At 73.1% G+C, this 25282-nt stretch carries 23 protein-coding genes and 1 pseudogene; 8 read left to right on the top strand and 16 right to left on the bottom strand.

Going from position 1 to position 25282, the window contains the following annotated elements; all coding sequences use genetic code 11:
• Positions 1 to 145: 145 nt before the first annotated feature.
• Positions 146 to 1306 (bottom strand): alkaline phosphatase PhoX, encoded by a 1161-nt coding sequence (locus tag QCN29_RS33695; RefSeq protein WP_279932918.1) that lies wholly within the window; start codon positions 1304 to 1306, stop codon positions 146 to 148.
• 298 nt (positions 1307 to 1604) lie between these two features.
• Complete coding sequence (locus QCN29_RS33690) at positions 1605 to 2198, bottom strand: hypothetical protein (protein ID WP_279932917.1); 594 nt, start codon at positions 2196 to 2198, stop codon at positions 1605 to 1607.
• A gap of 148 nt (positions 2199 to 2346) precedes the next feature.
• Between QCN29_RS33690 and QCN29_RS33685 the strand changes: the two genes are divergently transcribed.
• Positions 2347 to 2766, top strand: a complete 420-nt coding sequence (locus QCN29_RS33685; protein WP_279932915.1) for a VOC family protein — start codon at positions 2347 to 2349, stop codon at positions 2764 to 2766.
• Positions 2767 to 2819: 53 nt separating this feature from the next.
• Here the strand turns inward: QCN29_RS33685 and QCN29_RS33680 are convergent, their stop codons facing one another.
• From QCN29_RS33680 to QCN29_RS33640, 9 genes are all read right to left on the bottom strand, one after another.
• Complete coding sequence (locus QCN29_RS33680) at positions 2820 to 3752, bottom strand: oxidoreductase (protein ID WP_279932913.1); 933 nt, start codon at positions 3750 to 3752, stop codon at positions 2820 to 2822.
• Positions 3753 to 3880: 128 nt separating this feature from the next.
• Positions 3881 to 4264 (bottom strand): nitrite reductase small subunit NirD, encoded by a 384-nt coding sequence (gene nirD, locus QCN29_RS33675; protein ID WP_279932911.1) that lies wholly within the window; start codon positions 4262 to 4264, stop codon positions 3881 to 3883.
• Positions 4261 to 6810, bottom strand: a complete 2550-nt coding sequence (nirB, locus tag QCN29_RS33670; RefSeq protein ID WP_279932909.1) for a nitrite reductase large subunit NirB — start codon at positions 6808 to 6810, stop codon at positions 4261 to 4263. Before nirB ends, nirD begins: the two co-directional genes overlap by 4 nt.
• Position 6811: 1 nt before the next feature.
• The gene (locus tag QCN29_RS33665; RefSeq protein WP_279932907.1) at positions 6812 to 8371 is read right to left on the bottom strand and encodes an NAD(P)/FAD-dependent oxidoreductase; all 1560 of its coding nucleotides are present in this window, start codon (positions 8369 to 8371) and stop codon (positions 6812 to 6814) included.
• Between the two features lie 132 nt (positions 8372 to 8503).
• Positions 8504 to 9118: a class F sortase gene (locus tag QCN29_RS33660; RefSeq protein ID WP_279932905.1), complete on the bottom strand. Its 615-nt coding sequence runs from the start codon at positions 9116 to 9118 to the stop codon at positions 8504 to 8506.
• 127 nt (positions 9119 to 9245) lie between these two features.
• Positions 9246 to 9803: a hypothetical protein gene (locus QCN29_RS33655; RefSeq protein ID WP_279932903.1), complete on the bottom strand. Its 558-nt coding sequence runs from the start codon at positions 9801 to 9803 to the stop codon at positions 9246 to 9248.
• 212 nt (positions 9804 to 10015) lie between these two features.
• Positions 10016 to 10660 carry a Uma2 family endonuclease gene (locus tag QCN29_RS33650; protein WP_279932919.1) on the bottom strand — a complete coding sequence of 215 codons (645 nt, stop codon included), beginning with the start codon at positions 10658 to 10660 and terminating at the stop codon, positions 10016 to 10018.
• 123 nt (positions 10661 to 10783) lie between these two features.
• Positions 10784 to 11239: a redox-sensitive transcriptional activator SoxR gene (soxR, locus tag QCN29_RS33645; RefSeq protein ID WP_240138134.1), complete on the bottom strand. Its 456-nt coding sequence runs from the start codon at positions 11237 to 11239 to the stop codon at positions 10784 to 10786.
• Between the two features lie 58 nt (positions 11240 to 11297).
• Positions 11298 to 11444 carry a hypothetical protein gene (locus tag QCN29_RS33640; RefSeq protein ID WP_240138136.1) on the bottom strand — a complete coding sequence of 49 codons (147 nt, stop codon included), beginning with the start codon at positions 11442 to 11444 and terminating at the stop codon, positions 11298 to 11300.
• A gap of 146 nt (positions 11445 to 11590) precedes the next feature.
• Between QCN29_RS33640 and cutA the strand changes: the two genes are divergently transcribed.
• Both cutA and QCN29_RS33630 read left to right on the top strand, forming a co-directional pair.
• Complete coding sequence (cutA, locus tag QCN29_RS33635) at positions 11591 to 11932, top strand: divalent-cation tolerance protein CutA (protein WP_279932901.1); 342 nt, start codon at positions 11591 to 11593, stop codon at positions 11930 to 11932.
• Positions 11929 to 12378 carry a gamma-glutamylcyclotransferase family protein gene (locus QCN29_RS33630; protein ID WP_279932899.1) on the top strand — a complete coding sequence of 150 codons (450 nt, stop codon included), beginning with the start codon at positions 11929 to 11931 and terminating at the stop codon, positions 12376 to 12378. Before cutA ends, QCN29_RS33630 begins: the two co-directional genes overlap by 4 nt.
• 119 nt (positions 12379 to 12497) lie before the next feature.
• Here QCN29_RS33630 and QCN29_RS33625 read toward each other — a convergent pair whose 3' ends face one another.
• From QCN29_RS33625 to QCN29_RS33615, 3 genes are all read right to left on the bottom strand, one after another.
• On the bottom strand, positions 12498 to 14810 hold the full coding sequence (locus tag QCN29_RS33625; RefSeq protein ID WP_279932897.1) for a molybdopterin oxidoreductase family protein: 2313 nt from the start codon (positions 14808 to 14810) through the stop codon (positions 12498 to 12500).
• A 336-nt stretch (positions 14811 to 15146) separates the two neighbouring features.
• Positions 15147 to 15728, bottom strand: a complete 582-nt coding sequence (locus QCN29_RS33620) for a TIGR03086 family metal-binding protein (RefSeq protein WP_279932895.1) — start codon at positions 15726 to 15728, stop codon at positions 15147 to 15149.
• Between the two features lie 40 nt (positions 15729 to 15768).
• Positions 15769 to 16422: a SanA/YdcF family protein gene (locus QCN29_RS33615; protein ID WP_279932893.1), complete on the bottom strand. Its 654-nt coding sequence runs from the start codon at positions 16420 to 16422 to the stop codon at positions 15769 to 15771.
• Positions 16423 to 16584: 162 nt separating this feature from the next.
• On the opposite strand from QCN29_RS33615, the pseudogene QCN29_RS33610 reads away from it, so the two are divergent.
• Positions 16585 to 17579 (top strand): annotated as a pseudogene (locus tag QCN29_RS33610) (sirohydrochlorin chelatase).
• On the opposite strand, the gene QCN29_RS33605 reads toward QCN29_RS33610, so the two are convergent.
• Positions 17576 to 18400 (bottom strand): alpha/beta fold hydrolase, encoded by an 825-nt coding sequence (locus QCN29_RS33605; protein ID WP_279932889.1) that lies wholly within the window; start codon positions 18398 to 18400, stop codon positions 17576 to 17578. The pseudogene QCN29_RS33610 and the gene QCN29_RS33605 overlap by 4 nt on opposite strands.
• A gap of 72 nt (positions 18401 to 18472) precedes the next feature.
• On the opposite strand from QCN29_RS33605, the gene QCN29_RS33600 reads away from it, so the two are divergent.
• The 4 genes from QCN29_RS33600 to dnaG all read left to right on the top strand — a co-directional run bounded on the left by QCN29_RS33600 (position 18473) and on the right by dnaG (position 24384).
• Complete coding sequence (locus QCN29_RS33600) at positions 18473 to 19465, top strand: helix-turn-helix domain-containing protein (protein WP_279932888.1); 993 nt, start codon at positions 18473 to 18475, stop codon at positions 19463 to 19465.
• A 131-nt stretch (positions 19466 to 19596) separates the two neighbouring features.
• Entirely contained in the window at positions 19597 to 20961 is a 1365-nt protein-coding gene (locus QCN29_RS33595; RefSeq protein WP_279932887.1) for a deoxyguanosinetriphosphate triphosphohydrolase, read from the top strand.
• Between the two features lie 177 nt (positions 20962 to 21138).
• Entirely contained in the window at positions 21139 to 22407 is a 1269-nt protein-coding gene (locus tag QCN29_RS33590; protein ID WP_279932885.1) for an NAD(P)/FAD-dependent oxidoreductase, read from the top strand.
• Positions 22408 to 22470: 63 nt separating this feature from the next.
• Complete coding sequence (gene dnaG, locus QCN29_RS33585; RefSeq protein ID WP_279932884.1) at positions 22471 to 24384, top strand: DNA primase; 1914 nt, start codon at positions 22471 to 22473, stop codon at positions 24382 to 24384.
• Between the two features lie 561 nt (positions 24385 to 24945).
• Here dnaG and QCN29_RS37255 read toward each other — a convergent pair.
• Positions 24946 to 25282, bottom strand: a 337-nt coding sequence (locus QCN29_RS37255) for a transposase (RefSeq protein ID WP_398860506.1), incomplete at its 5' end; no start/stop codon positions are given.

Raw genomic sequence — 25282 nt, 5'->3', positions numbered from 1 at the left:
GGCCCGGGCCCCAAAAGACGCGGCGCCGGCCTGAGCCTCTACCAAGTCGTCCGCGAGCTGCAGACACTCCTCGCTCTCTGGACCGGTGCCTGCCCCACCTGCCATCGCGACATACCCGCACCGCTACGGATCTGACCAAGCACTACTAGGAGCGGAACGGTCCCGTCACCTCGTAGGTGATTCCCCCGTACGAACTGCCGGACGTGCCGCGCTGGCTGGAGAGGTACAGCCGTGAGCCGTCCGGCGAGAAGGCGGGCCCGGTGATCTCGGAGCCGGACTGCCCCATGATGCGCAGGAAGGGCGCGACCACCTCATCCGGGGTGATCACGCAGATCTCCATGTTGCCGCCGTCCTCCGCGACGAAGAGATCGCCGGACGTCGCGCCGGTGACGTTGTCGACGCCGGTCAGCGGCGCGGAGCCGCCCGGGACCAGAGAGTCGTCGTACGCCAGCTCGATCGTCTGAGCCGCCGCGTCGTACTGCCAGACGCGGTTGTCGCCCTTGGTGGTGAACCAGCAGGTGTCGTCGGCGTAGTAGCAGCCCTCGCCGCCGCTGAACTGCTTGGCCCCCGAGACCTGGTAGCGGGTCGCCGTCGGCGAGCCGTCCGGGTCGTATACCTCGCCCCAGGTGACCGGTCCCGAGGTGCCGGAGCCCATCCGCAGCGCCTCCAGCGTGCCGGAGGACAGGTCGCCCCAGGTGTCCGGGGTGAAGCGGTAGAAGCAGCCGTTGCCGACGTCCTCCGTCAGGTAGATCACCTTCCGTACCGGGTCGGCCGCGGCCGCCTCGTGCTTGAACCGGCCCATGGCCGGACGCCGCACCGCGGCCTGCACGCCCCACGGGTCGGTCTCGTACACATAGCCGCGGCTCACCTCCTCACACGACAGCCAGGTGTTCCACGGGGTCTTGCCGCCCGCGCAGTTCTGCCGCGTCGAGGAGAGGATGCGATACGCGCCGGTGATCGCTCCGGTCGCGGAGAACGCGATGGCGCTCGCGCCTCCCGAGGGGTTCACCTCCGAGTTGGATACGTAAATCCAGCCACTGCCGTCGGCGTAGCAGGCGCCGCCGTCCGGGGCGCGGTGCCAGGTGTACGAGGTTGAGCCGACCTGCTCGCCGGTACGGGCGACGACACGGCTGGTGAAACCTTCCGGCAGGCGGATCCCGTTGGCGTCGGAGGGGCCGAGGGGGCCGTAGGGGCCGGTCCCGGGCTGGGCCGGGTCCGCCAGGGCCGCACCCCGCCACAGGGTGCCGCCGAAGGCGGCGGCCGAGGCGCCGATGACCGCTCCGCGCAGGAAACTGCGACGTTCCACTAGTCACTCCAGGATGGGGGGGAATGTGCCGTCCCACGAGGCCGGGCGGCGTCACGGGGCGGCGCGCTGACATTCACGTGTGCGGTGACGAGAGCGAAAGCTATGGGGGCTGAATTGACGCAGCGTCAACGAGCAGTGACCTGCGGACGGCGACTGTCGTCAAGCACTGTTCTCCGTCGAGCCTGTTGACCCGGAGCCGGGGGGCCGCCCGCCCGGCGCCGACACCGTCCCCGACGCCCGCAACGGGCCGGACTCCTCCACCGCGTCCGGCCGGGCTCTTCTCGGGCGGAGCGCCGGGTCAGGGTGTCTCCAGAAGCCTCTTGAGCGCTGCCAGCCGCTCCTTCCAGAACGCCTTGGAGGCGGCCACCGCCTCCGCGTCCGGAAGGTGGGTGTGGCCCAGGCCGACCTGGATCCGGCCGTCGCCCTTGATCGTCAGATAGACGGAGATCCGGCTGGCCCCGCCGTCCCAGTCGGCCGTGAGCGACTTCGCCGGCCGCTGCGTACGGATGCGGAATCCGGACTCCGGCAGCCAGCGCCGGCGTATGGAGTCGTCGGCGAAGGCGTCGATGACGGCCGCGGCCGAGGCGTTCACCATCTTGCTCACGCTCGCCTGCCAGTCGCCCGAGGACGACTGGCCGACCTGGCGCATGCCGCGCTCCTGCTCATAGCCGACGGTCACCGACTGGGCGTGCCAGCCCGGCACCTGGTGCACCTCGACCAGATGGCGGGCGATCTCGGCGTGGGTGCGGCCGGTCGCGCCCCAGCCGTCCAGCAGGGCGAACCACTCGTCCCAGTCCCGGCCGGTGGTCGCGCGCAGCGCCTCGCCGGTCAGCTGCTCGGTGATCCGCCTGCCGGCCGAGCGCGCCGCACCGGCGGCGTTTTCGCTGCTCATGTGGGCGAGGCTAGGACCGGGCCCGCGGTGTCGCAAACGCGAGCGGAAATTCTTCCGGCCGGAGCGATGAGTATGACCGTCCGCCCGGGTCCACCCCTCGACAGCGCGGCGCACGGACGCCGCACATGCCGGGAGCGAGAGGAAGACCATGTCCCAGATGATCTTTGTGAACCTGCCCGTCAAGGACCTCGGGGCAGCCCGGTCGTTCTGGAGCAAGCTGGGCTACTCCTTCAACGAGCAGTTCAGCGATGACACAGCGGCCTGCCTGGTGTTCAGTGACACGATCTTCGCCATGCTGCTCACCGAGCCAAAGTTCAAGGAGTTCACCAGGAAGGACATCGCGGACGCCGCCACGTCCACCGAGGCCATCATCGCCCTGAGCGCCGAGAGCCGGGAGAAGGTCGACGAGCTGGCCGACGGGGCCCTCGCCGCGGGCGGCTCGCCGGCGAACGAACCCATGGACTACGGCTTCATGTACGGCCGCTCCTTCCAGGACCCCGACAGCCATCTGTGGGAGGTCATCTGGATGGACGTCGAGGCCGCGGCCCAGGCCCCGGCGCAGGGCTGAGGAGGCGGCCGAACCCGGGCGGCCGGGCGCGGGCCGCCGGCCGCGCCAGGGCCTCAGGCGGCCTCGCCGAGGCCCTGGTACGTCACCTTCGTCAGCTGCTCCGACGCCGCCCACAGCCGTTCGCCCATCACATCGTCGCGCGTCCGGCGCGCCCGCCAGGACGGCGCGGGCGCGCCGCGCCATATCGCCAGCCGCGGCCCGGTGAACGAGTCCTGGCGCACGCCCGGCGCGGTGGCCGCGTACAGGCTCGGCAGCGCCCCGGACTCCGCGGGCTGGGCGACGAGGCGGTTGCCCAGCTCCATGATCCGCTCGACGCCCTTGCGGCCCTCCATCCTCGCCCCCGCGGTCTGGAGGTCGGTGGCCGCGTAGCCGGGGTGCGCCGCCGCGGCCACCACATCGGCGTCGGCCGCCTGCAGCCGTCGCGCCAGCTCATGGACGAACAGCAGGTTCGCCGTCTTGGAGCGGGCATAGGCGACCCAGCGCCGGTAGCGGCGCTCGCTGTTGAGGTCCCCCGTGTCGACGTCGGCCAGCGCGTGCATGACGCTGGACACGCTCACCACCCGTGCGCCGGGCGTCGTCAGCAGCCGGGGCATCAGCAGCCCGGTCAGCGCGAAGTGCCCGAGGTGGTTGACTCCGAACTGAGTCTCGAAGCCGTCGGCGGTCCGCCGGTACGGCAAGGCCATCACCCCGGCGTTGTTGATCAGCAGATCGAGCCGGTCGTACGGGAGGTCCGCGGCGAACGCCCGCACCGAGGACAGATCCGCCAGGTCGAGCCGCCGGAACTCCGCCTCGGCCCGCGGCGCCTCCGCCCTGATCCGCCGCTCCGCCTCCCGGCCGCGCGCCTCGCTGCGGCACGCCAGCACCACCCGGGCGCCGTGTCGGGCCAGCTCCCGGGCTGTGACCAGCCCGATGCCGCTGTTGGCGCCGGTGACCACCGCGACGCGACCACGCTGATCGGGAATGTCGTCCGCGCTCCAGCCCGCCATGGGTGAGCCCCTCGCTCGTGGGTGCCGTTTGCGTCGACAGTCTGTGCGACGGCCCTGTGCGAGGGGCAGCCTACGCCCTCAGCGGCCGGGGGCTCGGCCCCCGGACCCCGTGCCTCATGCTCCCCCGGCTACTGCTGGGAGGCGCCCCCGGAGGAGCCTGTGGAGGCGGCCCCGGCAGGGCTGAATTCCGAGGTCCGGCAGGCGAAGATCTTCACCGTCACCTCGTCGTCGTCCAGGCAGCGCCCCGACTCAAGATCGAAACGCTGCTTGAGCAGCGGGGACGCCACGAACGGCCGGCCCTGCGCCGAGCCGAGCAGCCCGCGGGAGAGGACCTGCGCCCCGGTGAACGGATCGCGGTTGTCGATCGCGTACGCACGGCCCGCACGGTCCATGAACAGCGCCGCCTGGCGGCCGTCCGGAAGCAGCGCCGCGATGCCCCGGCCGGGCGTGAGCTGGGACAGCTCGCACACGGCCAGCCAGCTGTCGTCATCGAGACGGAGTTCGAGCGTCATCGCGAGGAGGCCCCTTCCAGGGTGAGGATCTGCAGATCCGGCTTGATCTGGTCGCGCTCCGGCACGAACTGCACGGACGGGTCCGGCGCGTCGGGCGCGTTGACGAAGGAGACGAAGCGGCGCAGCCGGTCGGGGTCGTTCAGCGTCTCGGCCCACTCGTCGCGGTAGTCGTCCACATGCTTGGCCATCAGCGCCTCCAGCTCGTCGCAGAGCCCCAGCGAGTCATGCACGACCACGTCCCGCAGATGGTCCAGGCCGCCCTCCAGCCGCTCCAGCCACACCGAGGTGCGCTCCAGCCGGTCCGCGGTGCGGATGTAGAACATCAGGAACCGGTCGATCAGCCGCACCAGTTCGGCGTCCGACAGATCCTGCGCCAGCAGATCGGCGTGGCGCGGGGTCGCGCCGCCGTTCCCGCCCACGTACAGATTCCAGCCGGAGGCGGTGGCGATCACGCCGAAGTCCTTCGACTGCGCCTCCGCGCACTCCCGCGCACAGCCGGATACGGCCGACTTGAGCTTGTGCGGGGCGCGCAGCCCCCGGTAGCGCAGCTCCAGTTCGATGGCCATGCGCACCGAGTCCTGTACGCCGTAGCGGCACCAGGTCTGCCCCACACAGGACTTGACCGTCCGCAGCGCCTTGCCGTACGCGTGCCCCGACTCAAAGCCCGCGTCCACCAGCCGCGCCCAGATCGCCGGAAGCTGATCCACCCGCGCCCCGAACATGTCGATCCGCTGACCACCGGTGATCTTGGTGTAGAGGCCGAAGTCACGCGCCACCTCGCCGATCACGATCAGCTTGTCCGGGGTGATCTCCCCGCCGGGGATGCGCGGCACGATCGAGTACGAGCCGTTGCGCTGCATGTTCGCCAGGAAGTGGTCGTTGGTGTCCTGGAGGGCGGCCTGCTCGCCGTCCAGGATGTAGCCGCTGCCGAGGGACGCCAGGATCGAGCCGACGGCCGGCTTGCAGATCTCGCAGCCCTCGCCGCCGCGCGCCTCCTCGCGGCCGTGGCTGTCGAGGAGCTCGGCGTACGAGCCGAGCCGCAGGGTGCGGACGATCTCGTACAGCTCGCTGCGCGTGTACGGGAAGCAGCCGCACAGGCCCTTGTCGCCGGTCTCGGGGAGCAGCTGGCCGATGACCTTGACGCAGCTGCCGCAGCCGGTGCCCGCCTTGGTGCACTTCTTCACCTCGGGCAGCGAGGAACAGGCGCAGATCTCGCCCTTGGTGACGTTGTGGCAGGAGCAGATCACCGCGTCGTCGGGCAGTGCGGACGGGCCGAGCGCCACCGGCGCCCCGGCCCCGGCCGGCAGCACCAGCTGCTCCGGAGAGACCGGCGGCACCGTGCCGGTCATCGGCCGCAGCATGCCGTACGACTCGGCGTCGCCGACCAGGATGCCGCCGAGCAGCGTGCCGTCCTTGGCGACCACCAGCTTCTTGTACACGCCGGAGCGGGAGTCCGAGTAGACGACGTCCAGGCAGCCCTCCGCCGCTCCGTGGGCGTCGCCGAACGACGCCACGTCCACGCCGAGCAGCTTCAGCTTGGTGGAGGTGTCCGCGCCCGTGAACGGCTTGGGCTCGCCTTCGCCCGGGAGCTCGATCGCGCCCGCCACGGCCGCGGCGGCCGTCTGCGCCATCTCGTAGCCAGGCGCCACCAGGCCGTACACCCGGCCGTCGGCGGCGAGCGCGCACTCGCCGATCGCGAACACGGCCGGGTCGGAGGTGCGGCACTGCTCGTCGACCACGATGCCGCCGCGCTCGCCGACCTCCAGGCCGGTGTCGCGGGCGAGCTGGTCGCGGGGGCGCACGCCGGCCGAGAAGACCACCAGGTCGGCCGTGAGCTCCGTGCCGGTGGACAGTTTCATTCCGGTGACGGGGCCGTGCGGCGTGCCGTCGGCGGTGGTGACCTCCTGGGCGCCCGCGCCGGTGTGCACGGTCAGGCCCATGTTCTCGATGGTGCGCAGCAGGGCGGTTCCGCCGCCGTCGTCCACCTGCACGGGCATCAGCCGGGGCGCGAACTCCACGATGTGCGTGGCGAGCCCGAGGCCCTTGAGCGCGCCGGCCGCCTCCAGGCCGAGCAGTCCGCCGCCGACGACCACGCCGGTGCGGGCCGTCTTGGCGTACTCCTCGATCGCGAGCAGATCCTCGATCGTGCGGTAGACGAAGCAGCCCGCGGCGTCTTTGCCGGGCACCGGAGGCACGAAGGGGTACGAGCCGGTGGCCAGCACCAGCGCGTCGTACACGATCGTGCGGCCGGAGCGGGACGTCACCGTGCGGGCGGCGCGGTCGATCGTCTCGGCGGGGTCGTCGAGGTGCAGCTCGATGCCGTGCTCACGGATGAACTCCGGGTCGGTGAGCGACAGCTCGTCGGGGGTGCGCCCGCTGAAGTAAGAGGTGAGCTGGACGCGGTCGTACGCGGCCCGCGGCTCCTCGCACAGCACGACGACGCGCGCCCGCTCGGTCACGCCCTGCTCGGCGAGGGCCTCCAGGAACCGCTGGCCGACCATCCCGTGGCCGACGACCGCGATGGTGGGGGTGGTGGACTCAGCCATGTCACAGGCCTCCGTTGTCAGTGAGCAGTTGGTGCAGGGGCGCGGACTCGGGGAGGACCTCGTCGTCCTCCCAGGCCCGGGCCAGTTCGCCGACGGCGGCGAGGTCCCCGAGCAGCACCCCGCCGACGAGCCGGTCGCCCCGGACGACGACCTTCCGGTACGCGCCGCGCGTGGCGTCGGCGATCTGGACGACGTCGTCTCCGGGCTGCGGCACCGGGTCGCCGAACGCGGCGAGGTCGAGGGGACCGGGGGGAGTGTTTCCGCTCCCGGCGTCAGCCGGGTCGCCCGCCGCGTCGCCCGCTGAGTCGCCCGCGAACGCGGCAAGGGTGAGCCGGGTGAGCGCCCGGGTGCCGGTGTAGCGGGGCGCCGGCACAGGTGAGGCCGCATCCTCGGCGTCGTCGCCGGAGGCGCTGTCGGCGGACGGCACACGGCCGTTCCCGGCGGCGGACGCGACGCCGTTGCGGGACGCGCCGCTGTCGGCGGGAGTGTGGCCGCCGGAGGCTGCGGCCGTCCGCGGGGAGGGGGTGTCCCCGCCGGCGGCGGACGGTCCGCCCGCGGAGGCGCCGGTCGTGGCGAGGGCGGGCCGGGCCGGGGCCACACGGGACTCGTGGGTCAGCAGCTGGGCGAGGACGTCCGCCTGTTCCAGGGCGGGACCCGCCAGGCCGTGCACGACGCCCGCGTGCTGGGCGCAGTCGCCGATGGCGTGGATGTACGGATCAGAGGTGCGCAGCTCGTCGTCCACGACGATCCCGCGGTCGACGGCCAGGCCGGCGTCCTGCGCCAGCGAGACGCGCGGGCGCACCCCACAGGCGATCACGGCGAGGTCGGCGTCGAGCGTGTAGCCGTCGGCGAGTTCCACGGCGGTGAGCGGGGCTGCTTCGTCGGCCCCCGGCGCTCCCGGCGCTCCGGGCGCTCCCAGGCGGTGCGGGCCCGGGCGGTCCGCGGTGCGCAGGCCGCGGACCCGGCACTCCGTGTGGACCTCCACGCCCAGCGCCTCCACATGGCTGTGCAGCAGCCGGGACGCGGCCGGGTCGAGATGGCGTTCCATCAGCCGCTCACCCTGCTGGGCCAGGACCACACGGGCCCCCCGCGCGGCCAGGGCGCGGGCGGCCGACACGCCCAGGAGGCCGCCGCCGATGACCACGGCGCGTGTGCCGGGGCGCACCGAGGCGGACAGAGCCAGACAGTCGTCGAGGGTCCGGAAGGGGTGGACGCCCTGCGGCAGGCCGGGCCCGATGCCGCGCAGCGGCGGCAGCACAGGGTTGGAGCCGGTGGCGAGCACCAGCCTGTCGTAAGGGACGGCCGTGCCGTCCGCGCAGGCCACCCGCCGGCGCTCCCGGTCGATGCCGGTCACCCGCACGCCGCGCCGCACGCCCGCGTGGGGCAGCTCGATCACCTCGGGGCCGTACCGCCCGGCGAGCACCTCGGCGAGCAGGACCCGGTTGTACGGGGCGTGGGTCTCCTCGCCCAGGACGGTGACGGCCATGCCGGCGTCACCGAGCCGCCGTGCCAGGCGCACCCCGGCGGTCCCGCCGCCGATGACCACGATCTCCGATCCCATGTAGGCAGCCTGCGTCGTCGGTGTTACCCGACTGGCACCTGCTTGTTTCCCGTGGGGAACGCTGCGCTCAGCGCCCGCGGCGGGCCGCTGTGAGGGCCGTGCCGGTCATGGGGCGTGTCCCCGGGCGTGTCCCTAGACGTCCCGGCCGGGTGCCGCCCCGGGCTCCCGGACGTCGGTCAGATGCGCGTAGGCCACCACATTGCCCCGGTAGCCGGTCTTCTCGTCGAAGCCGCCACCGCAGGTGATCACCCGTAGCTCGGCCCGGCCGCGCGGGCGGTACACCTTGTCGTCGGGGAAGTCCTCGGCGTCGTACACCTCGACCGCGTCGACGGTGAACACGGCGGTACGGCCGTCCGCCCGGGTCACCTCGATCAGTCTGCCCTTCCCCAGCGCGCCGAGGCGGTAGAACACGGCGGGTCCCTGCGCATTGTCGACATGGCCGGCGATGATCGCGGTGCCGTTCGCGCCCGGGGGAGTGCCGTCCCGGTACCAGCCGGCCAGATTGCGGTTCACGGCGGGCGGCGCCTCCAGGCTGCCGTCCCCGTCCAGACCCAGCCGCATGAGCGGGGTGTCGACGCCGATCGCGGGGATGCGCAGCTGCACGGGTGCGGCGGGCGGCAGCGGATCGGCGGCCGCCCGGGTGTGCAGTCCGGGCCCGGCGGTGAAGGACTGCTCGGCGGAGGGGACGGGCGGGGTGACGTCCTCGGAGCCGTTCTGGACCAGCCAGACGCCCAGGACGAGCGCCATGGCTATGCCCCAGCTCCTGCGGCGACGGCCTCCGGGGGCGTCGTCGGCCCCCGACGCCGTCCCTGACGCCGTCCCTTGGGCCGCCTCGAGTGCCGTCTCGGGCGCGGACACGGTCGGCCCGGCGAGGTCAGTGGTTCCGGGTGCCGTTCGCCCGGCGGCGCAGCATCAGCGCCCCGGCGACGGCGACCCCGGCGAGCACGGCCCCGCCCGCCGCCATCTGCGCGTAGTCCGGCCCCACGCTGCCGCCGACGCCGGTGGGGACATGGCCGCTGGGCCACATGCCGTGATGGGTGGGACGGTGCGTCGGCTGCGTGGGATGGTCCGGCTGATCGCGGTGGTGGACCACCAGGTCACCGGATGCCTTCTTGCCGTTGTCACAGGTCACGGAGATCTTGTAGGTCCCGGAGTCGGCCTTGTGGGGCACGGAGAAACTCCCGGTCGCGACCTCCTTGTGCGTGGCGGGGGTCAGCTGGAACTCCCGTACGCCCAGCTCCCGCGCCTCGCCCACACCGTGCCCGCCCTTGCCGCAGGCCGTGGTGCTCACGGTGACGCTCTCGCCCGGCGAGGCGCTCGACGGGAACACCTCCAGCGCATCTCTCTCCCCGGCGTACGCCCCGGGGCCGAAGAGCCCGATCGAGGCGGCAGCGAACGCGACGCCGGTCAGCAGGCGAGCGGTGGTGCGCATGGTGTTCCTCCGGAAGCGAGGCGGTGCGATGCCGTCCCTTCCGAGGTAATGCGCCCTGCGCGCCCCATGCCTGCTGATGGCACATCAGATTCCTTCCCCGCCTCTGGCGCGTCGCACTGGACGTCAGCCGTCGTCGCAGGTCAAAGCAGCGGTGATGGCCCATCAGGGGGCTGGTCGCCATGCCGCGCCGAACGGGTGACGGGGCCTGCCGGTCACTCCTCGTGCGCGGTGTCCGCTGTGCCCAGGAAGCCGGTCGTGTCGAGGTCGAAGTCGAACGGCGGGGGCACGTGCAGCGGCTTGCCGAAGGAGACGGTGGTGTGGGAGCGGTAGCCCTTGGGGGACGGGTCCCAGAACGCGGTGATCTCCTCGGCCTGCATGTCCAGGATCAGGTATACGGGCACCTGGCGGCCGTACGTCTCCAGCTTGTCCCGCCAGTCGGCGTCCCTGGTGGAGGCGGACGTCAGCTCGGCGACGAGGGACAGCGCCTCGGCGTCGGCGTGCCGACCGTCCGCGTCAAAGGCGGCGAGCTCCGCGACATGGAGATCCGGCCCAAATGCGCGCTCCGCTTCCGGAAAGGAGAAGAGGAACGGCGAGGTGTCCGCATCGTGGCCTTCCGGAACGTGTCCCTCGAGTTGCTTGCGAAGAAGCCTCATCGGCATCTTGTAGCGAAGCTTGGACCACGGCGACACGACGATCTTCCCCCGGATGAGTTCGGCCTTGTAGCCGGCAGGTGTGTCCATTTCCTCCACGGTCCGGAGATCCCTCTCGAAGTCCCTCTCGAAGTCCCCCTCGAAGCCCCCGGCGTCCCCGGCGTCCCCGGCGTCCCCGGCGTCTATCGATGTCGGCCGTTCCACCATGAGGGTCACGGTAGTCCTCCTTGCTCCTGTGCGCGGGACATTGCCGCCCTCACTGTATGGACGCGCCGCAGGCCAAGGGCCGATCCCGGCGGGCTTCACCCGTCCAGGGGAACGCCTCCCGCCTCAGTCCTCGACCAGCCGCCGCGGCCCCGGGCCCTGTTCGGCGAGTTCGTCGGCCGGGTTGGAGAGCGCGCAGCTGTCCAGCGAGAGGCAGCCGCAGCCGATGCAGTCCGTGAGGTGGTCCCGCAGGCGCTGGAGGGTGCGGATGCGGGTGTCGAGGTCCTCGCGCCAGCACTCCGAGATGCGGGCCCAGTCCTTCCGGGTCGGGGTGCGGTCGTCCGGGAGCAGCTCCAGGACCTCGCGGATCGTGGCGAGAGGGATGCCCAGGCGCTGGGAGGTGCGGATGAAGGCGACCCGGCGCAGGGTGTCGCGGCTGTAGCGGCGCTGGTTGCCGGCAGTGCGACGGGAGGCGATCAGGCCCTCGCGTTCGTAGAACCGCAGTGCGGACGGGGCGACGCCGCTCCGCTCGGCCAGTTCACCGATCGTGGCTTCCTTGGCGTTCCAGGCGAGATGCGTCATGCGGGCCAGCGTAACTTGACCTCAACCAAGCTTTAAGTAAGAGCCTCGTGCGCACGGCTCATTCCGCGAGCACGAGCACGCCGACCACGGCCGTGACCGTGGTCAGGGCCCAGAGGAGATAGCGCGCATACGGCGTCATGGTGGAGTGCCGGGTGAGGAGGGTGCGGGGCGGGCATGGACTCCGTAGACGGTAGGCAGAGATCATCACGGATACCGGGAGGTTGTGTAACAGCCGTGGGTAGGGTGCGCGACCGGCCGGTGAATGACGCAATCCCGCCGTACGAGTACGGCTACGTCTGCGCCTGCGCCTGCGCCTGCGCGTCAGGCCATCGCCCCGAAGGAGCCCGCCGAGTGACCCCGGATCCGACCGCTGTGACCGTGCTGACCGTGCTGACCACGACCGACAGCGCCGAGAAGGCCGAGTCGCTGGCCCGCGGGGCGGTGGAGGCGCGGCTCGCCGCCTGCGCCCAGATCTCCGCCCCCGTCACCTCCGTCTACCGCTGGAACGGCGCGATCGAGACCGCACAGGAGTGGCAGATCCTGTTCAAGACGACCCCGCAGCGCTACGCGGCGCTCGAAGCCCATCTGACCGCCGCCCACGACTACGACACCCCGGAGATCATCGCGACCCCGGTGGTGCGGGGCGGCGCCGCCTACCTGGAGTGGGTCTCCGCCGAGACCGCCGCCCCGTGACGGACCCGGCCTACGGCCCGGAGCTGCCGTTCTTCGTCTACGGCACCCTGCGCCCCGGCGAGCGCAACCACGATCTGTTCCTCGCCGGCCGCACGGCGGCCGAGGAGCCCGCCATCCTCACCGGTGCGGAGCTGTACGAGGGCCCCGGCTACCCGTACGCGGTCGAATCCCCCGACCCCTCGCTCGGGCAGGTGGCGGGCGAACTGGTGACGGCGGCGCCGGGGGAGTACGCACGGCTGCTCGCCGTGCTCGACCGGCTGGAGGAGTACCTCGCGCCAGGACACCCCCGCAATCTGTACGAGCGGGTGGCCCGCGACGTCGTCCGCCCCGACGGCACGGCCCGGCGCGCCTGGGTGTACCTCGCCGCCCCGCCTCTCGCCGCGCGCCTCCGGGCTGCCGGTGTGCCGATCGCGGGCGGCGACTGGCGCACCGCCCCCGGCCGCTGAACCGCGAGCCCCAGGGCTCCGGCCCGGGGCCGCGGGCGCAGGACGCCGCCCAGGCGACGCGTTCCAGCGCAGCCGCCCGGCCCGCCCCGGCCGCTGAACTAAGGCCCCAGGCCGCGGGTTCAGGACTCCGCCAGCTCCACCCGCACCGCGCACACCTTGAACTCCGGCATGCGGGAGACCGGGTCGAGCGCGGGGTTGGTGACGGAGTTGGCGCGGCCCTCGCCCGGCCAGTGGAACGGCATGAAGACCACATCCGGCCGGATCCCGCGGCTGATGCGCGCGGGCCCGACCGCCCGCCCTCGCCGCGACACCACGGCGAGGGCGTCCCCCTCGGCGGCGCCGATGCGCTCCGCGAGCTTCGGATGCAGCTCGACGAACGGCCCCGGAGCGGCGGCCGTCAGCTCCTCGACCCGGCGGGTCTGCGCACCCGACTGGTACTGGGACACCACCCGGCCGGTCGTCAACAGCACGGGGTACTCCTCGTCCACGACCTCCCCGGCGTCCCGGTGGCCGACCGGCGTGAACCGGGCCCGCCCGTCGGGCGTGGCGAACCGTTCGAGGAACAGCCGCGGCGTGCCGGGATGCGGCGCGTCGGCCGTGCCGTCCGAGGCCGCGGCGCGCGCGCCGGGCTCTCCCTCCGCGGCGGGCTCTCCTGGGCTCGCGGCGGTCTCTCCCGGCCCCCCGGCGGGGCCCCGTCCCCCGTCCGGGGTCCCGCCGGGGCCGTCGGTCCGCGCCCCCCGGGCCGCGGCGCCCCGTGCGCCGCCCTCGGTCGCGTTCCCGGCGGGCTCCTCCGCGGGGGACACCGCAGCGCCCTCCGCGGAGGGCTGCGCCGGACACGGCCAGAACACGCCGTCCTCCGCCTCGATCCGCGCATACGTGATGCCCGAGTAGTCCGCGACTCCGCCCGCCGAAGCCCGCCCCAGCTCCTCGAAGACCTCCTCCGGGTCCGTGGAGAACCCCTTCTCACAGCCGAGCAGGCCGGCCAGCGCGTTGAGCACCTCCAGATCGCTGCGCACCCCCGGCGGCGGATCGACCGCACGCCGACGCAGCAGCACCCGGCCCTCCAGATTGGTCATGGTGCCCGTCTCCTCCGCCCACTGGGTGACCGGAAGGACCACATCCGCCAGCGCCGCCGACTCCGACAGCACCACGTCCGCCACCGCCAGGAAGTCCAGCGACTTCAGCCGCTCCTCCACATGCGCGGCGCGCGGCGCGGACACCACCGGGTTGGAGGCCATCAGCAGCAGCGCGTGCACATCCCGGCCCAGCGCGTCCAGCAGCTCGTACGCGCTGCGTCCCGGCCCCGGCAGGGTCTGGGGCTCCACGCCCCACACCCGCGCCACATGCGCGCGGGCCGCCGGGTCGTCCAGCTTCCGGTAGCCCGGCAGCTGGTCGGCCTTCTGCCCGTGCTCACGCCCGCCCTGGCCGTTGCCCTGGCCGGTCAGACAGCCGTACCCGGACAGCGGCCGCCCGGCCCGCCCGGTCGCCAGACACAGGTTGATCCAGGCGCTGACCGTGTCCGTGCCCTTGGACTGCTGCTCGGGGCCGCGCGCGGTGAGCACCATCCCGGTCGGCGCGTCGCAGAACATGCGCACCGTCTCGCGCAGCTCCGGCACGCCGACACCGGTGATGCGCTCGACGAGCTCCGGCCAGTACGCCATCGCCGCCGCACGCGCCTCGGGCCAGCCGCTGGTCCGCTCCCTGATGAATTCCTCGTCCGTGCGCCCCTCGGCGACTGCCAGATGCAGCAGCCCCAGCGCCAGCGCGAGGTCCGTGCCGGGACGCGGGGCCAGATGCAGATCGGCCTGCTCCGCGGTCTTGGTCCGCCGGGGGTCGATGACGATCAGCTTGCCGCCGTTCTCCTTCAGCTCGGTGAGGTAGCGCAGCGCCGGAGGCATCGTCTCGGCCAGGTTGGAGCCGACGAGGATCACGCATCCGGTGCGCGGGATGTCCTCCAGCGGGAACGGCAGCCCCCGGTCCACGCCGAAGGCGCGGATGCCCCCGGCCGCGGCCGACGACATGCAGAAGCGCCCGTTGTAGTCGATCTGCGAGGTGCCCAGCACCACCCGGGCGAACTTTCCGAGCGTGTACGCCTTCTCGTTGGTCAGCCCGCCGCCGCCGAAGACGCCGACCGCGTCGGGGCCGTACGCCGTCCTGGCCCCCCGCAGTCCTTCCGCGATCGCCCGCAGGGCCTCCTCCCAGGTGGCCGGTTCGAGCCTGCCTGTGGCGGGGCGACGGACCAGGGGCTCGGTCAGGCGCACCCGGGAGGAGAGCAGGGCGGGGGCCGTGCGGCCCTTGCCGCACAGCGCGCCCCGGTTGACGGGGAAGTCGGGGCGCTCCACCACCTCGACCGCCCCGCCCGTGGCGCGGAGGTTCATCCCGCACTGCAGGGCGCAGTACGGACAGTGCGTGGCGGTGGTGGCGTCGGACATGCTCCCAGGGTGAAACGCTTGTGTTACGTGGCCGGATGCCGCGCATTACGACCCTGGTACGCCTGCCTCAGCCCGCGCCTCCGCCCGCCGTGAGGCCGCCCTGCTCAAACCTGGTGTCGANCGCCGTGAGGCCGCCCTGCTCAAACCTGGTGTCGAGCTCGGCCACGGTGTCCTGCTCAGGCCTGGTGTCGTGCTCGGCCACGGTGTCCTGCTCAGGCCTGGTGTCGTGCTCGGCCACGGTGTCCTGCTCAGGCCTGGTGTCGTGCTCGGCCTCGGTGTCGTGCTCGGCCCCGGAGCCGCATGTCAGCGCCTCTGTCCGCTCAGCGCCTCGGCTGCTCAGCCCCTGCGGCCGGTCAGCGCCAGCAGCCGCGACTGCGCGCTGTCGCCCGGCGGCGGCTCGATCGGCGGTGCGAACAGCCCGGACTTGGCCAGGTCCGCGGCATACGGAGTGATCTCGTCCAGCGCGAAATGGACCAGGGCGTCCGGCAGCCGCTCGGACGCGCCGATGGCGCGGGACAGATCCCAGCCGTGCACGATCGCGTCCGTCGTCATCTGCGCGCAGTACGCCGTGGTCGGGGTCTCCCCGTACGACAGCTGCACCGTGCCGCGGAGCGCGCCCTCGGCCGCGAACGCCTTGCGCGCCGCCCGCGAAGCCGCGTCCCAGGTGTGGCGCGGCCGCTTGCCGAGCACATCGCCGTCGTAGGCATCCCCCACATCGGCCATCGACGCGCCGTCGGTGACCAGGGCGGGGACCCACAGCTGCTCGGCTGTGAGGTGGTTGACCAGATCCCGCACGGACCACTCGGTGCACGGGGTGGGGGAGTCCCACTGGTCGTCGCGGATGGCGTGCACCCGCTCGGTGAACAGCGCGATCGCCTCGGAGTGCCGGGCGAGCAGAGCTGACGTGTCGGTGTCCATACACTTCACTCTCGCCGCCTTCGGCCCGGTCCGCGAGCCTTCATCCCCCGGCCGCGTCGAGCGCGTCGCGCACCCCGGGCTCCCGCGCCCCCAGAAACACCGGGTCGGGCCGGAACACCGCGTCCCCGGCCGCCTTGCCGGCCGCGAACACCTCCCGCACCCCGCCGTAGTACCAGGTCGCGTCATGGGGCTCGGCCACCGAGACCCCGTACGCGTCGATCCCGGCCGCATCGCACAGGGCGACGGCCCGCCGCACGTGGAACCCCTGCGTGACCAGCACCGCCCGCTCCACCCCGAAGATCTTCTTGGCCCGTACGCAGGAGTCCCAGGTGTCGAACCCCGCGTAGTCGCTGACGATCCGCCCGTCCGGCACCCCGCGCGCTGCCAGATACGCCCGCATCGCGCTGGGCTCGTCGTACTCCGTCCGGCTGTTGTCCCCGGTCACCAGCACGACCCTGACCTTGCCCGCCCGGTACAGCTCGGCCGCCGCGTCCAGCCGATGCGCCAGATACGGCGTCGGCCGCCCCTGCCACAGCCCCGCCCCGAACACCACGGCGACATCCCGCCCGGGCGCCTCGCCGACCGATCCCACCCGCCCGTCGGCGACGGCGTGCACCCAGGTCACGGGCGCCAGCCCCAGCACGCATCCGGCCATGATCCCCTGTATGACGCGCCGCCGGGTACGCCGCGTCATCCGTGATATCCGTCCTCGCTTCACATGTGACCGGACGCCGACAGGCCGTCCGCGGTTCACCGCGGACGGCTGACATCAGCGGAGCACGGCCGGTGAGCCCCTGGAAAACACCCGTCATCCCCGTGCAACGGCACGGCAACCTCGGGCGGTCAGGATCGGTTCATGACGGAGCCTGCGACGCCCCTCGATCCGGTCGTATCCGACGACCCCACCGAAACCTTCGACACGGCGGCGCAGCTGCTCCACCGTGTCACCGCACAGCTGGGCACGCAGCTCAGACACGTCAGACTGAACGGAACCCCACGCGTATGCCCGACCACGACGACCACGACTTCGACGCCGCCGTCCTCGACACCGCCCGCGGCCCCCGCCCCGGCGGCGGGGGCGAGCGGCCCGTGCTCGTCGCCGTCGCGCACGGCAGCCGCGACCCGCGTGCCTTCGCCACCGTCAGCGCGCTCCTCGACCGGGTCCGCGAGCTGCGGCCAGGGCTCGACGTCCGCCTCGGCCACATCGAGCTGAACGAGCCCCTGCTGCCGGACGTACTCGCCGGGCTGTCCGGGCCGGGCCGCCCGGCGCGGGCCGTGCTGGTGCCGCTGCTGCTCAGCCGCGGCTACCACGTCAGGCACGACCTGCCCCGGGCCGCGGCCGCCCTGCAGGGCATACCCGGCGCGGATGTGCGGATCGCGGCCCCGCTCGGACCGCACCCGCTGCTCGTCGAAGCGCTGTACGACCGGCTGGCCGAGGCCGGCTGGCGGCCGGAGGACGGGGCCGCCCGCAGCACCGGGGTCGTGCTGGCCGCCGCCGGCTCCCGCGACCCGGATTCGGCCGCCGACGTGCGCCGCGCGGCGCGGCTGCTCGGCGAACGTCTCGGCGACACCCCCGTCGTCGCCGCCTATGCCTCCGCCGCCGCCCCCGCCGTCCCGGCCGCCGTCCGCGCACTCGCCGCACGCGGCCGCCACCGCATCGCCGTGGCCTCGTACTTCACCGCCCCCGGCCTCTTCGCCGCCCGCAGCGCCGCCGCCGCACCGTGGATCGCCGCGGCCCCGCTCGGCGTGCACCCGGCCCTCGCCCGGCTGGTCCTCCGGCGCTACGACGCCGCCGCAGCAGGCCCCCACCCGCCGCGGGGCAGGGCGGGAGCGAGCCTCGTCGCCGTCTAGCGGACCTGGCCGGACCGGGGCGTGGCACCGGCGGAGAGCCGCTGCCCCTCTCCCGCAGTCGCGCGCAGCAGCACGTCGGCCAGTTCGCCGGGGGCGGAGAGCATCGGCCAGTGCCCCGTGGCGAGGTCGAAGAAGCCCATCCGGGGGTCGGCCAGCCACTGCACGCGCGGATCGCCCGAGTCGATCAGCCGCTGGAGCGCCGCGGTGCTCATGCCGCCGCCCGCGGTGCAGAAGATCCCACTCGCCGGCAGTCCGGCCGCCGCGCCCGACAGCCGCAGCGGCCGGGTCATCGTGCCCAGCGGGTGCGGAGCCGCGAGACGCGCCAGCCGGGCGAGCTCTTCGGCGGGGACGTCGGCGACATTGCCCCACCGACGCCACTCCTCCAGCGACGGCGGCGGCACCCGCCAGCCGTCCTCGGCCCGCTCGGCCTGGCCCAGCATCCGCTCGCGGGTCGCGGCGTCGGCCATCTGCTCGCGTACCTGGTCGAACATCGAGTAGCCGTCCTGCGGCAGCGGCGCGTCCAGATAGACGACCCGGGCGATCCGCTCCGGACGCCGGTCGGCCGCGCCCACCGCCGGGTAGATGCCGTAGCAGTGGCCGACGAGGACCAGCGCAGGGTCATCCGTGTGGTCGATGAGCTGCACCAGGTCCTCGATGTGCGTGTCCAGATCCGTGCCCGGGCCCGCCAGATGGCGGCGGTCCCCCAGGCCCGTGAGCGTCGCCGGATACGCCTCCGACCCGGCCCGACGCAGCCTGGCGGCCGTCTCCCGCCACACCCAGCCGCCGACATGGCCCCCCGACACCAGTGCAAACGCCGTCATGATCGCCTCCTCGCGGTGCTTCGTACGCGTTCGCCGGTACCGTAGGAACTCCCCCTGAGGGAGGTTCAAGCCATGTCCTCAGCCGGCATATCCGGCACCTGGAGCATCGGGGAACTCGCCGAACACGCCGGCGTCACCGTCAAGACCGTCCGCTTCTACTCGGACCGTGGTCTGCTGCCAGAGGCCGCCCGCAGCGCCGGCGGCCACCGCCGGTACGGGCCCGAGGCGCTCGACCGGCTGCGGCTGATCCGCTCCCTGCGCACCCTCGACCTGCCGGTCCCGGAGGTCGGCCGGGTCCTGGAACGCTCCCTCGGCGACGAGGACGCCCTGGACGAGGCGCTGGAAGACGCCGTCGCGGGGCGGCTCTCGGAGCTCGGCCCGCAACTCGCCGCCCTGCGCTGGCGGGAGGCCGCCCTGATGCTGCTGCGCGACTGCCCGCCCGGCGAACGGGCCGACCGGCTGCGGCTGATCGGCGCGGTGTCCGCCCCGCCCGGCACCCAGTCGCTGGCCCGCTTCTGGCGGCGCTGGCTGCCGCCGAGGCTCCCGGCACGGGTCGTCTCCGAGATACTCGACCGGTCCGTGCCGCAGCCGCCCGCCGACCCGGCTCCCGCGCAGGTGCTGGCCTTCGCCCGGCTGCACGCCTTCGTCTCCCGCGACTGCCCCGGCCCCCACGGCGCCAACCAGCCGGCGGCGCACCGGACCGACGAGGGATACCGCCCCGCCGTGCTCTACGACGGGCTCGCGGAGGCGCATGACCTGACCGCCGTCGAACTGCGGGCCGGGCGGCCGCCGAGGCAGGGCGGAGCGCTCGACTGCTTCGTCTCCGCCTACGCCCGCTCGCGCGGCGTCCGGGACACGCCCGCGTTCCGCCGCGAACTGAGCGGGCAGCTCGCCGCCGACCCCCGCATCGACCACTACTGGCGCCTGGTCGCCGAAGTGACCGCGCCCCCGTCCGGCGGGCCGCCGGAGCCGACGCCGGGAGCCGCGCACGACTGGCTCTGCGCGGCCTTGGCCGCGCAGACGGCCGGACGTGCCAGCCCCGCAGGCGGCGCCTCCCAGGGGTAGCCGGGAGAGACAGAGGCGCGGGGCCCGGTGGCAGAGCCCCAGGAGAACGGGGTACGGGCGGAGCCCCCGGCGCGGGCCGGATCGGGGCCCCGCGCCGCCCGGATGCCACCGCTTCCGGATACCTTCGGTGCATGGCAGGCACCACCGCGACCAGCTCCCCCCACCCCACCGCCCCCGAGCCGCACGGATACGACGAGGCGGCTGCCGAGCGCTGGGCCGCCGAGCCCGACAAGCGGCCCGGGCGGACCGCCTTCCAGCGCGACCGGGCGCGGGTGCTGCACTCCTCCGCGCTGCGGAGGCTCGCCGGGAAGACGCAGGTGGTGACGCCCGGTTCACGCTCCCAGGCCTGGGACGCCAGCCCCCGCACCCGGCTCACCCACTCCCTGGAGTGCGCCCAGGTCGGCCGGGAGCTCGGCGCGGCCCTCGGCTGCGACCCGGATCTGGTGGAGGCGGCCTGCCTTGCACACGACCTGGGACACCCGCCCTTCGGGCACAACGGCGAGCAGACGCTCAACGACTTCGCCAAGGACATCGGCGGTTTCGAGGGCAACGCCCAGTCGCTGAGGCTGCTCACCCGCATCGAGCCCAAGCGTTTCGCCCCCGCCCCCGGCCCCCACACCCGGGAAGCGGGGACCGACCCCCGGGGCGGCGGCCGCGGCGAGCTGGTCAGCGTCGGGCTGAACCTCACCCGCGCCACCCTGGACGCCGCCACCAAGTACCCCTGGCCGCGCGGCGGACACCCCGCGGATCCCGCCTCCGTGAAGTTCGGGGTGTACGAGGACGACCGGCCCGTCTTCGCCTGGGCGCGCGACGGCGCACCCGCCCACCGCACCTGCTTCGAGGCGCAGGTCATGGACTGGTCCGACGATGTGGCCTACTCCGTGCACGACTTCGAGGACGGGCTGCACGCCGGGCACATCGACCCCAACTGCCTGCTGTCCGAGCAGGAGCGCAGCGCCGTCTGGGCCGTGGCGATCGGCCGTTACGTCCCCGTGGACGCCGACCCCCGGGAGCTGGCCGACGCCCTCGACCGGCTCATCGACCAGGAGTGGTGGCCGCACCACTACGACGGCTCGGCCGTCGCCCAGGCCCGGCTCAAGGACGCCGCGAGCCAGCTCATCGGGCGTTTCTGCCTGGCCGCCGAGAGCGCGACCCGCCAGGCGTTCGGCCCCGGCCGGCTCACCCGGTACGCGGCCGAGCTGGTCGTGCCCCGCGCCGCGCGCTACGAGTGCGCCGTGCTCAAGGCCGTCGCCGACCGCTATGTGATGCAGCGCGCCGAGCAGGAGGCGCTCCGCGCCGATCAGCGCATCGTGCTCGCGGAGCTGGCCGAGGCCCTGATGGCGCGTGCGCCCGAAGGGCTGGAGCCGCAGTTCCGGGCGCTGTTCGACGGCGCGGCGGACGACCGGGCGCGCAAGCGGGTGGTCGTCGACCAGATCGCGTCCCTGACCGACGCCTCCGCACGTACGCTCCACACGCGGCTCACCGCCCGCCGCTGAGCCGCGCCGCCCGCCCGTGCGCCGTGCGCCGCTGAGCCGCCGCCCGCGGACGGACCCAGCGGGTGTCCGGAACATCCGGGATGACACGCCAGGGAGGTACTCCCTCTTTCGTCATCACGCTCCGTGCGGGACGCTCGCTAAAGGCTGCGCAGCGTGGAAGCAACGAGGAGGCATCACGTGGTCGACGCACATCGGACATTCGTCATCGTCGGCGGTGGACTCGCGGGGGCCAAGGCCGCCGAGACCCTCCGCGCCGAAGGGTTCACCGGACGAGTGATCCTCATCGGCGACGAACGCGACCACCCCTACGAACGCCCGCCGCTGTCCAAGGGCTATCTGGCCGGCAAGGAGGAACGCGACAGCGTCTTCGTCCACGAGCCGGCCTGGTACGCCCAGACCGAGATCGAACTGCACCTCGGCCAGTCGGTCGTCGCCGTCGAACGCGACGCCAAGGCCGTGCACCTGGGCGACGGCGCGGTCATCCAGTACGACAAGCTGCTCCTCGCCACCGGCGCCGAGCCCCGCCGGCTCGACATCCCCGGCACCGACCTCGCGGGCGTCCACCATCTGCGCCGCCTCGCCCACGCCGACCGGCTCAGCCGGGTACTGGCCACCCTGGGCCGGGACAACGGGCACCTCCTCATCGCGGGCGCCGGCTGGATCGGCCTGGAGGTCGCCGCGGCCGCCCGCGGATACGGCGCCGAGGTGACCGTCGTCGAGCCCGAGCCGACCCCCCTCCACCAGGTCATCGGCCCCGAGCTCGGCCAGGTCTTCACCGAGCTGCACCGCGAGCACGGAGTCCGCTTCCACTTCGGCGTACGCCTCACCGAGATCACCGGCCAGGACGGCGTAGTCCTCGCCGCCCGCACCGACGACGGCGAGGAGCACCCCGCCCACCACGTCCTCGCCGCCATCGGCGCGGCTCCGCGCACCGCGCTCGCCGAGGCCGCCGGGCTCGCGCTGGTGGACCGGGCGCACGGCGGCGGCGTCGCCGTCGACGCCTCCCTGCGCACCTCCGACCCGGACATCTACGCCGCCGGAGACGTAGCCGCCCAGCACCACCCCCTCCTCGACCTCCGACTCCGCGTCGAGCACTGGGCGAACGCGCTGAACGGCGGACCGGCCGCCGCCCGCGCCATGCTCGGCAAGGACGTCGTCTACGACCGCGTGCCCTACTTCTTCTCCGACCAGTACGACCTGGGGATGGAGTACTCGGGCTGGGCGCCGCCGGGCAGCTACGACCAGGTCGTGCTGCGCGGGGACGCGGCCAAACGGGAGTTCATCGCCTTCTGGCTGAAGGACCGCAGGGTGCTGGCCGGGATGAACGTCAATGTGTGGGATGTCACCGACCCGATCCAGGAGCTGATCCGCACCGGGACGCCCGTGGACCCGGAAGCCCTGGCCGACCCCGGCACCCCGCTCAGCGCCCATCTCGACGTCCCCTAGCGGATGATCCGAAAGACGGCCCTCACGCCCCGGGCGCCCTCGCCCGCCCCGTAGAATCCACGCGTGGCAGGCAGGATCAACGACGACGATGTGAAGGCGGTGCGGGACGCGGTCCCGATCGACGCCGTTGTGTCCGAGTACCTCCAGCTGCGCAACGCGGGCGGCGGCAACCTCAAGGGGCTGTGCCCCTTCCACGACGAGAAGTCGCCCTCCTTCCAGGTCAGCCCGAGCAAGGGACTCTTCCACTGCTTCGGCTGCCAGGAAGGCGGCGACACCATCGCCTTCGTGATGAAGATCGACCATCTGTCCTTCTCGGAGACGGTCGAGCGGCTCGCCGCGCGCGCGGGCATCACCCTGCGCTACGAGGAGGGCGGCTACAACCCCTCCCACCAGCGCGGGGAGCGCATCCGGCTGATCGAGGTGCACAAGATCGCCGCGCAGTTCTACGCCGAGCAGCTGGACGGCCCCGAGGCGGAGGCGGGCCGGGTCTTCCTCGCCGAGCGCGGCTTCGACCAGGGCGCCGCCCTGCACTTCTCCATCGGCTACAGCCCGGCCGGCTGGGACCACCTCACCCGCTATCTGCGCGGCAAGGGCTTCACCGACAAGGAACTGATCCTCTCCGGTCTCTCCCAGGACGGCCGCCGCGGCCCCATCGACCGCTTCCGCGGCCGGCTGATGTGGCCGATCCGCGACATCACCGGCGACGTCGTCGGCTTCGGCGCACGCAAGCTGCGCGAGGACGACAACGGGCCGAAGTACCTGAACACCCCCGAGACCGCGATCTACAAGAAGTCCCAGGTCCTGTACGGGATCGACCTGGCGAAGAAGGAGATCGCCAGGACCAGTTCCGCGGTGGTCGTCGAGGGCTACACCGACGTCATGGCCTGCCATCTCGCGGGCGTCACCACCGCGATCGCCACCTGCGGCACGGCCTTCGGCGGCGACCACATCAAGATCCTGCGACGGCTGCTGATGGACAACGCCACCGCCGAGGTCATCTTCACCTTCGACGGGGACGCGGCCGGCCAGAAGGCCGCGCTGCGCGCCTTCGAGGACGACCAGAAGTTCGCCGCGGAGACGTCGATCGCCATCACGCCCGGCGGCATGGACCCCTGCGAGCTGCGGCTCGCCGAAGGCGACGACGCGGTGGCGAAGCTCGTCGAATCCCGCACTCCGCTCTTCGAGTTCGCGATCCGCCATGTCGTCGCCCGCCACAACCTGGAGACCCCGGCGGGGCGGGCCGCCGCGCTCGACGAGGCCGCGCCGATCGTGGCGGGCATCAAGAACGTCGCCATCCAGCATGAGTCGGCCGTGCAGCTCGCCGGGATACTGGGCATCCTCGACACCCAGTTCGTCGTCAAGCGCGTGGCCCAGCTCGCCCGCTGGGCGCGCGACCGCGGCGGCCGGGGGCCCGCCGGGGGCCGGCAGGCACAGCCCGCCGCCCCGTACGCCGCCACCGGCCCGCGGACCGCTCCCGGCTTCTCCGGGCCCGCGCTCAACCTCCGCAACCCCGCCCACCGCACCGAGCGCGAACTGCTCAAACTCGCCCTCCAGCACCCGGAGCTGGTCTCCCCGGCCTTCGACGCCTACGGCGTCGACGAGTTCACCGCCCCGCCGTACGCCGCCGTCCGCCAGACCATCGAGGACGCGGGCGGCGCGGAGCAGGGCGCGGCGGACGTCGCCGACTACCTGGCCCGCGTCCGCGACGCCGCGCCGGACGACACCGTCCGCGCCTTGGTCACCGAACTCGCCGTGGAGGCCGTCCACGCCAAGACGGTCGACGAGATCTACGCGGGCGTCCAGCTCGTCCAGGTCCGCCTGCGCGCCGTCGACCGCCGCGTCCACGACGTCCAGGGCACCCTGGCCCGTCTTGGCCCCCACGGGGACCCGGAGCAACTGTCCGCCGTGCAGAACGAGTTGTGGGTGCTCCAGCAGTACGGCCAGTCCCTGCGCACCCACGGCGCGACGGCGCTCTAGCGCCCCTCCCGGCAGGCTGTGCCCTGTCGAGCCGCCCTGCACGCTCCCCCACAGCCTCCGGCGTGGGCGGGACCCCCACCCCCTGGGCCCTGCGGGCCCGGGAGGCGCCCCCCGCTGGATTGTGTGGGTTGCTGTGCTTCGCTCTCCCTCAGCTGCTGGGAGGTGTCCCCGGCGGGGCTGGACTGTGCGGGTTCCTGCGCTTCAGACGCCGACGGGACTGGATTGGCGCAGTCAATTCCAGCCCGTCCGGGCGCATACCGGGGCAGGCGGCGCGAAGCTGCCGCCCCGGGGGCGCGGGGCGGCAGCCCCGAAGCCCTTCCCCCGAAGGGGGCTGGGGGGCTTGCCCCCAGTTTCGCGAAGTGGGGGGTCCCCCCCCACACCCCCGGCGCAATGCCGTTGCCTTAGTGGTCGGGCCATCGATTGTTGAGAGTGACGACGACCGGAGGGCGGCGGCTGCTGGCAGGTTCGCCTGGGGCTTTGCTGCCGTAGCCGGTGATGCACGAACGGATCTTTCGCGGACAGCTACGGGATCTTCGGCGGGGCAGCAGGCTGCGGCCGATCTCAACGAGTCCGAGGCGCCGATCCCGCTTGATCGCCGAGGGGGGAAAAGCCGCTCGGCGAGATCACGGAGCGGCGGACGACGTGCAGGGCCAGGGTGAACGAGGTCCGTTGTGCGGTGCTGTGGTGCAGGTGGGCGGCCTCGTTCAACAGATTCCGGGTGGCGTGGTGCACGATCAAGTGCGCGTAGATTTCCTGCCGTACGCCGTCCGGTGTCTGCGACCTGAGGACTGGTCGGCCGCGTTGATGGGTCTTGATCTCGTCGAAGACGAGCTCGATCTCCCAGCGCCGGGCATACAGGATGGCAAGTTCTTCGGCGGGGTACTTCTCGTGGTCGGTG

It is taken from the genome of Streptomyces chengmaiensis (genome assembly GCF_029846775.1).
Lineage (GTDB): Bacteria > Actinomycetota > Actinomycetes > Streptomycetales > Streptomycetaceae > Streptomyces > Streptomyces chengmaiensis.
Note: the sequence above shows the minus strand (reverse complement) of the source record. Positions and strands in the feature narration are given on the sequence as shown.

Excerpts from the sequence above, each read along its gene's own strand:
- QCN29_RS33690 (WP_279932917.1), bottom strand. The coding sequence starts at position 2,198 with ATGAGCAGCGAAAACGCCGCCGGTGCGGCGCGCTCGGCCGGCAGGCGG.
- QCN29_RS33685 (WP_279932915.1), top strand. The coding sequence starts at position 2,347 with ATGTCCCAGATGATCTTTGTGAACCTGCCCGTCAAGGACCTCGGGGCA.
- QCN29_RS33680 (WP_279932913.1), bottom strand. The coding sequence starts at position 3,752 with ATGGCGGGCTGGAGCGCGGACGACATTCCCGATCAGCGTGGTCGCGTC.
- nirD (WP_279932911.1), bottom strand. The coding sequence starts at position 4,264 with ATGACGCTCGAACTCCGTCTCGATGACGACAGCTGGCTGGCCGTGTGC.
- nirB (WP_279932909.1), bottom strand. The coding sequence starts at position 6,810 with ATGGCTGAGTCCACCACCCCCACCATCGCGGTCGTCGGCCACGGGATG.
- QCN29_RS33665 (WP_279932907.1), bottom strand. The coding sequence starts at position 8,371 with ATGGGATCGGAGATCGTGGTCATCGGCGGCGGGACCGCCGGGGTGCGC.
- QCN29_RS33660 (WP_279932905.1), bottom strand. The coding sequence starts at position 9,118 with ATGGCGCTCGTCCTGGGCGTCTGGCTGGTCCAGAACGGCTCCGAGGAC.
- QCN29_RS33655 (WP_279932903.1), bottom strand. The coding sequence starts at position 9,803 with ATGCGCACCACCGCTCGCCTGCTGACCGGCGTCGCGTTCGCTGCCGCC.
- QCN29_RS33650 (WP_279932919.1), bottom strand. The coding sequence starts at position 10,660 with ATGGTGGAACGGCCGACATCGATAGACGCCGGGGACGCCGGGGACGCC.
- soxR (WP_240138134.1), bottom strand. The coding sequence starts at position 11,239 with ATGACGCATCTCGCCTGGAACGCCAAGGAAGCCACGATCGGTGAACTG.
- QCN29_RS33640 (WP_240138136.1), bottom strand. The coding sequence starts at position 11,444 with ATGATCTCTGCCTACCGTCTACGGAGTCCATGCCCGCCCCGCACCCTC.
- QCN29_RS33625 (WP_279932897.1), bottom strand. The coding sequence starts at position 14,810 with ATGTCCGACGCCACCACCGCCACGCACTGTCCGTACTGCGCCCTGCAG.
- QCN29_RS33620 (WP_279932895.1), bottom strand. The coding sequence starts at position 15,728 with ATGGACACCGACACGTCAGCTCTGCTCGCCCGGCACTCCGAGGCGATC.
- QCN29_RS33615 (WP_279932893.1), bottom strand. The coding sequence starts at position 16,422 with ATGACGCGGCGTACCCGGCGGCGCGTCATACAGGGGATCATGGCCGGA.
- QCN29_RS33605 (WP_279932889.1), bottom strand. The coding sequence starts at position 18,400 with ATGACGGCGTTTGCACTGGTGTCGGGGGGCCATGTCGGCGGCTGGGTG.
- QCN29_RS33600 (WP_279932888.1), top strand. The coding sequence starts at position 18,473 with ATGTCCTCAGCCGGCATATCCGGCACCTGGAGCATCGGGGAACTCGCC.
- QCN29_RS33595 (WP_279932887.1), top strand. The coding sequence starts at position 19,597 with ATGGCAGGCACCACCGCGACCAGCTCCCCCCACCCCACCGCCCCCGAG.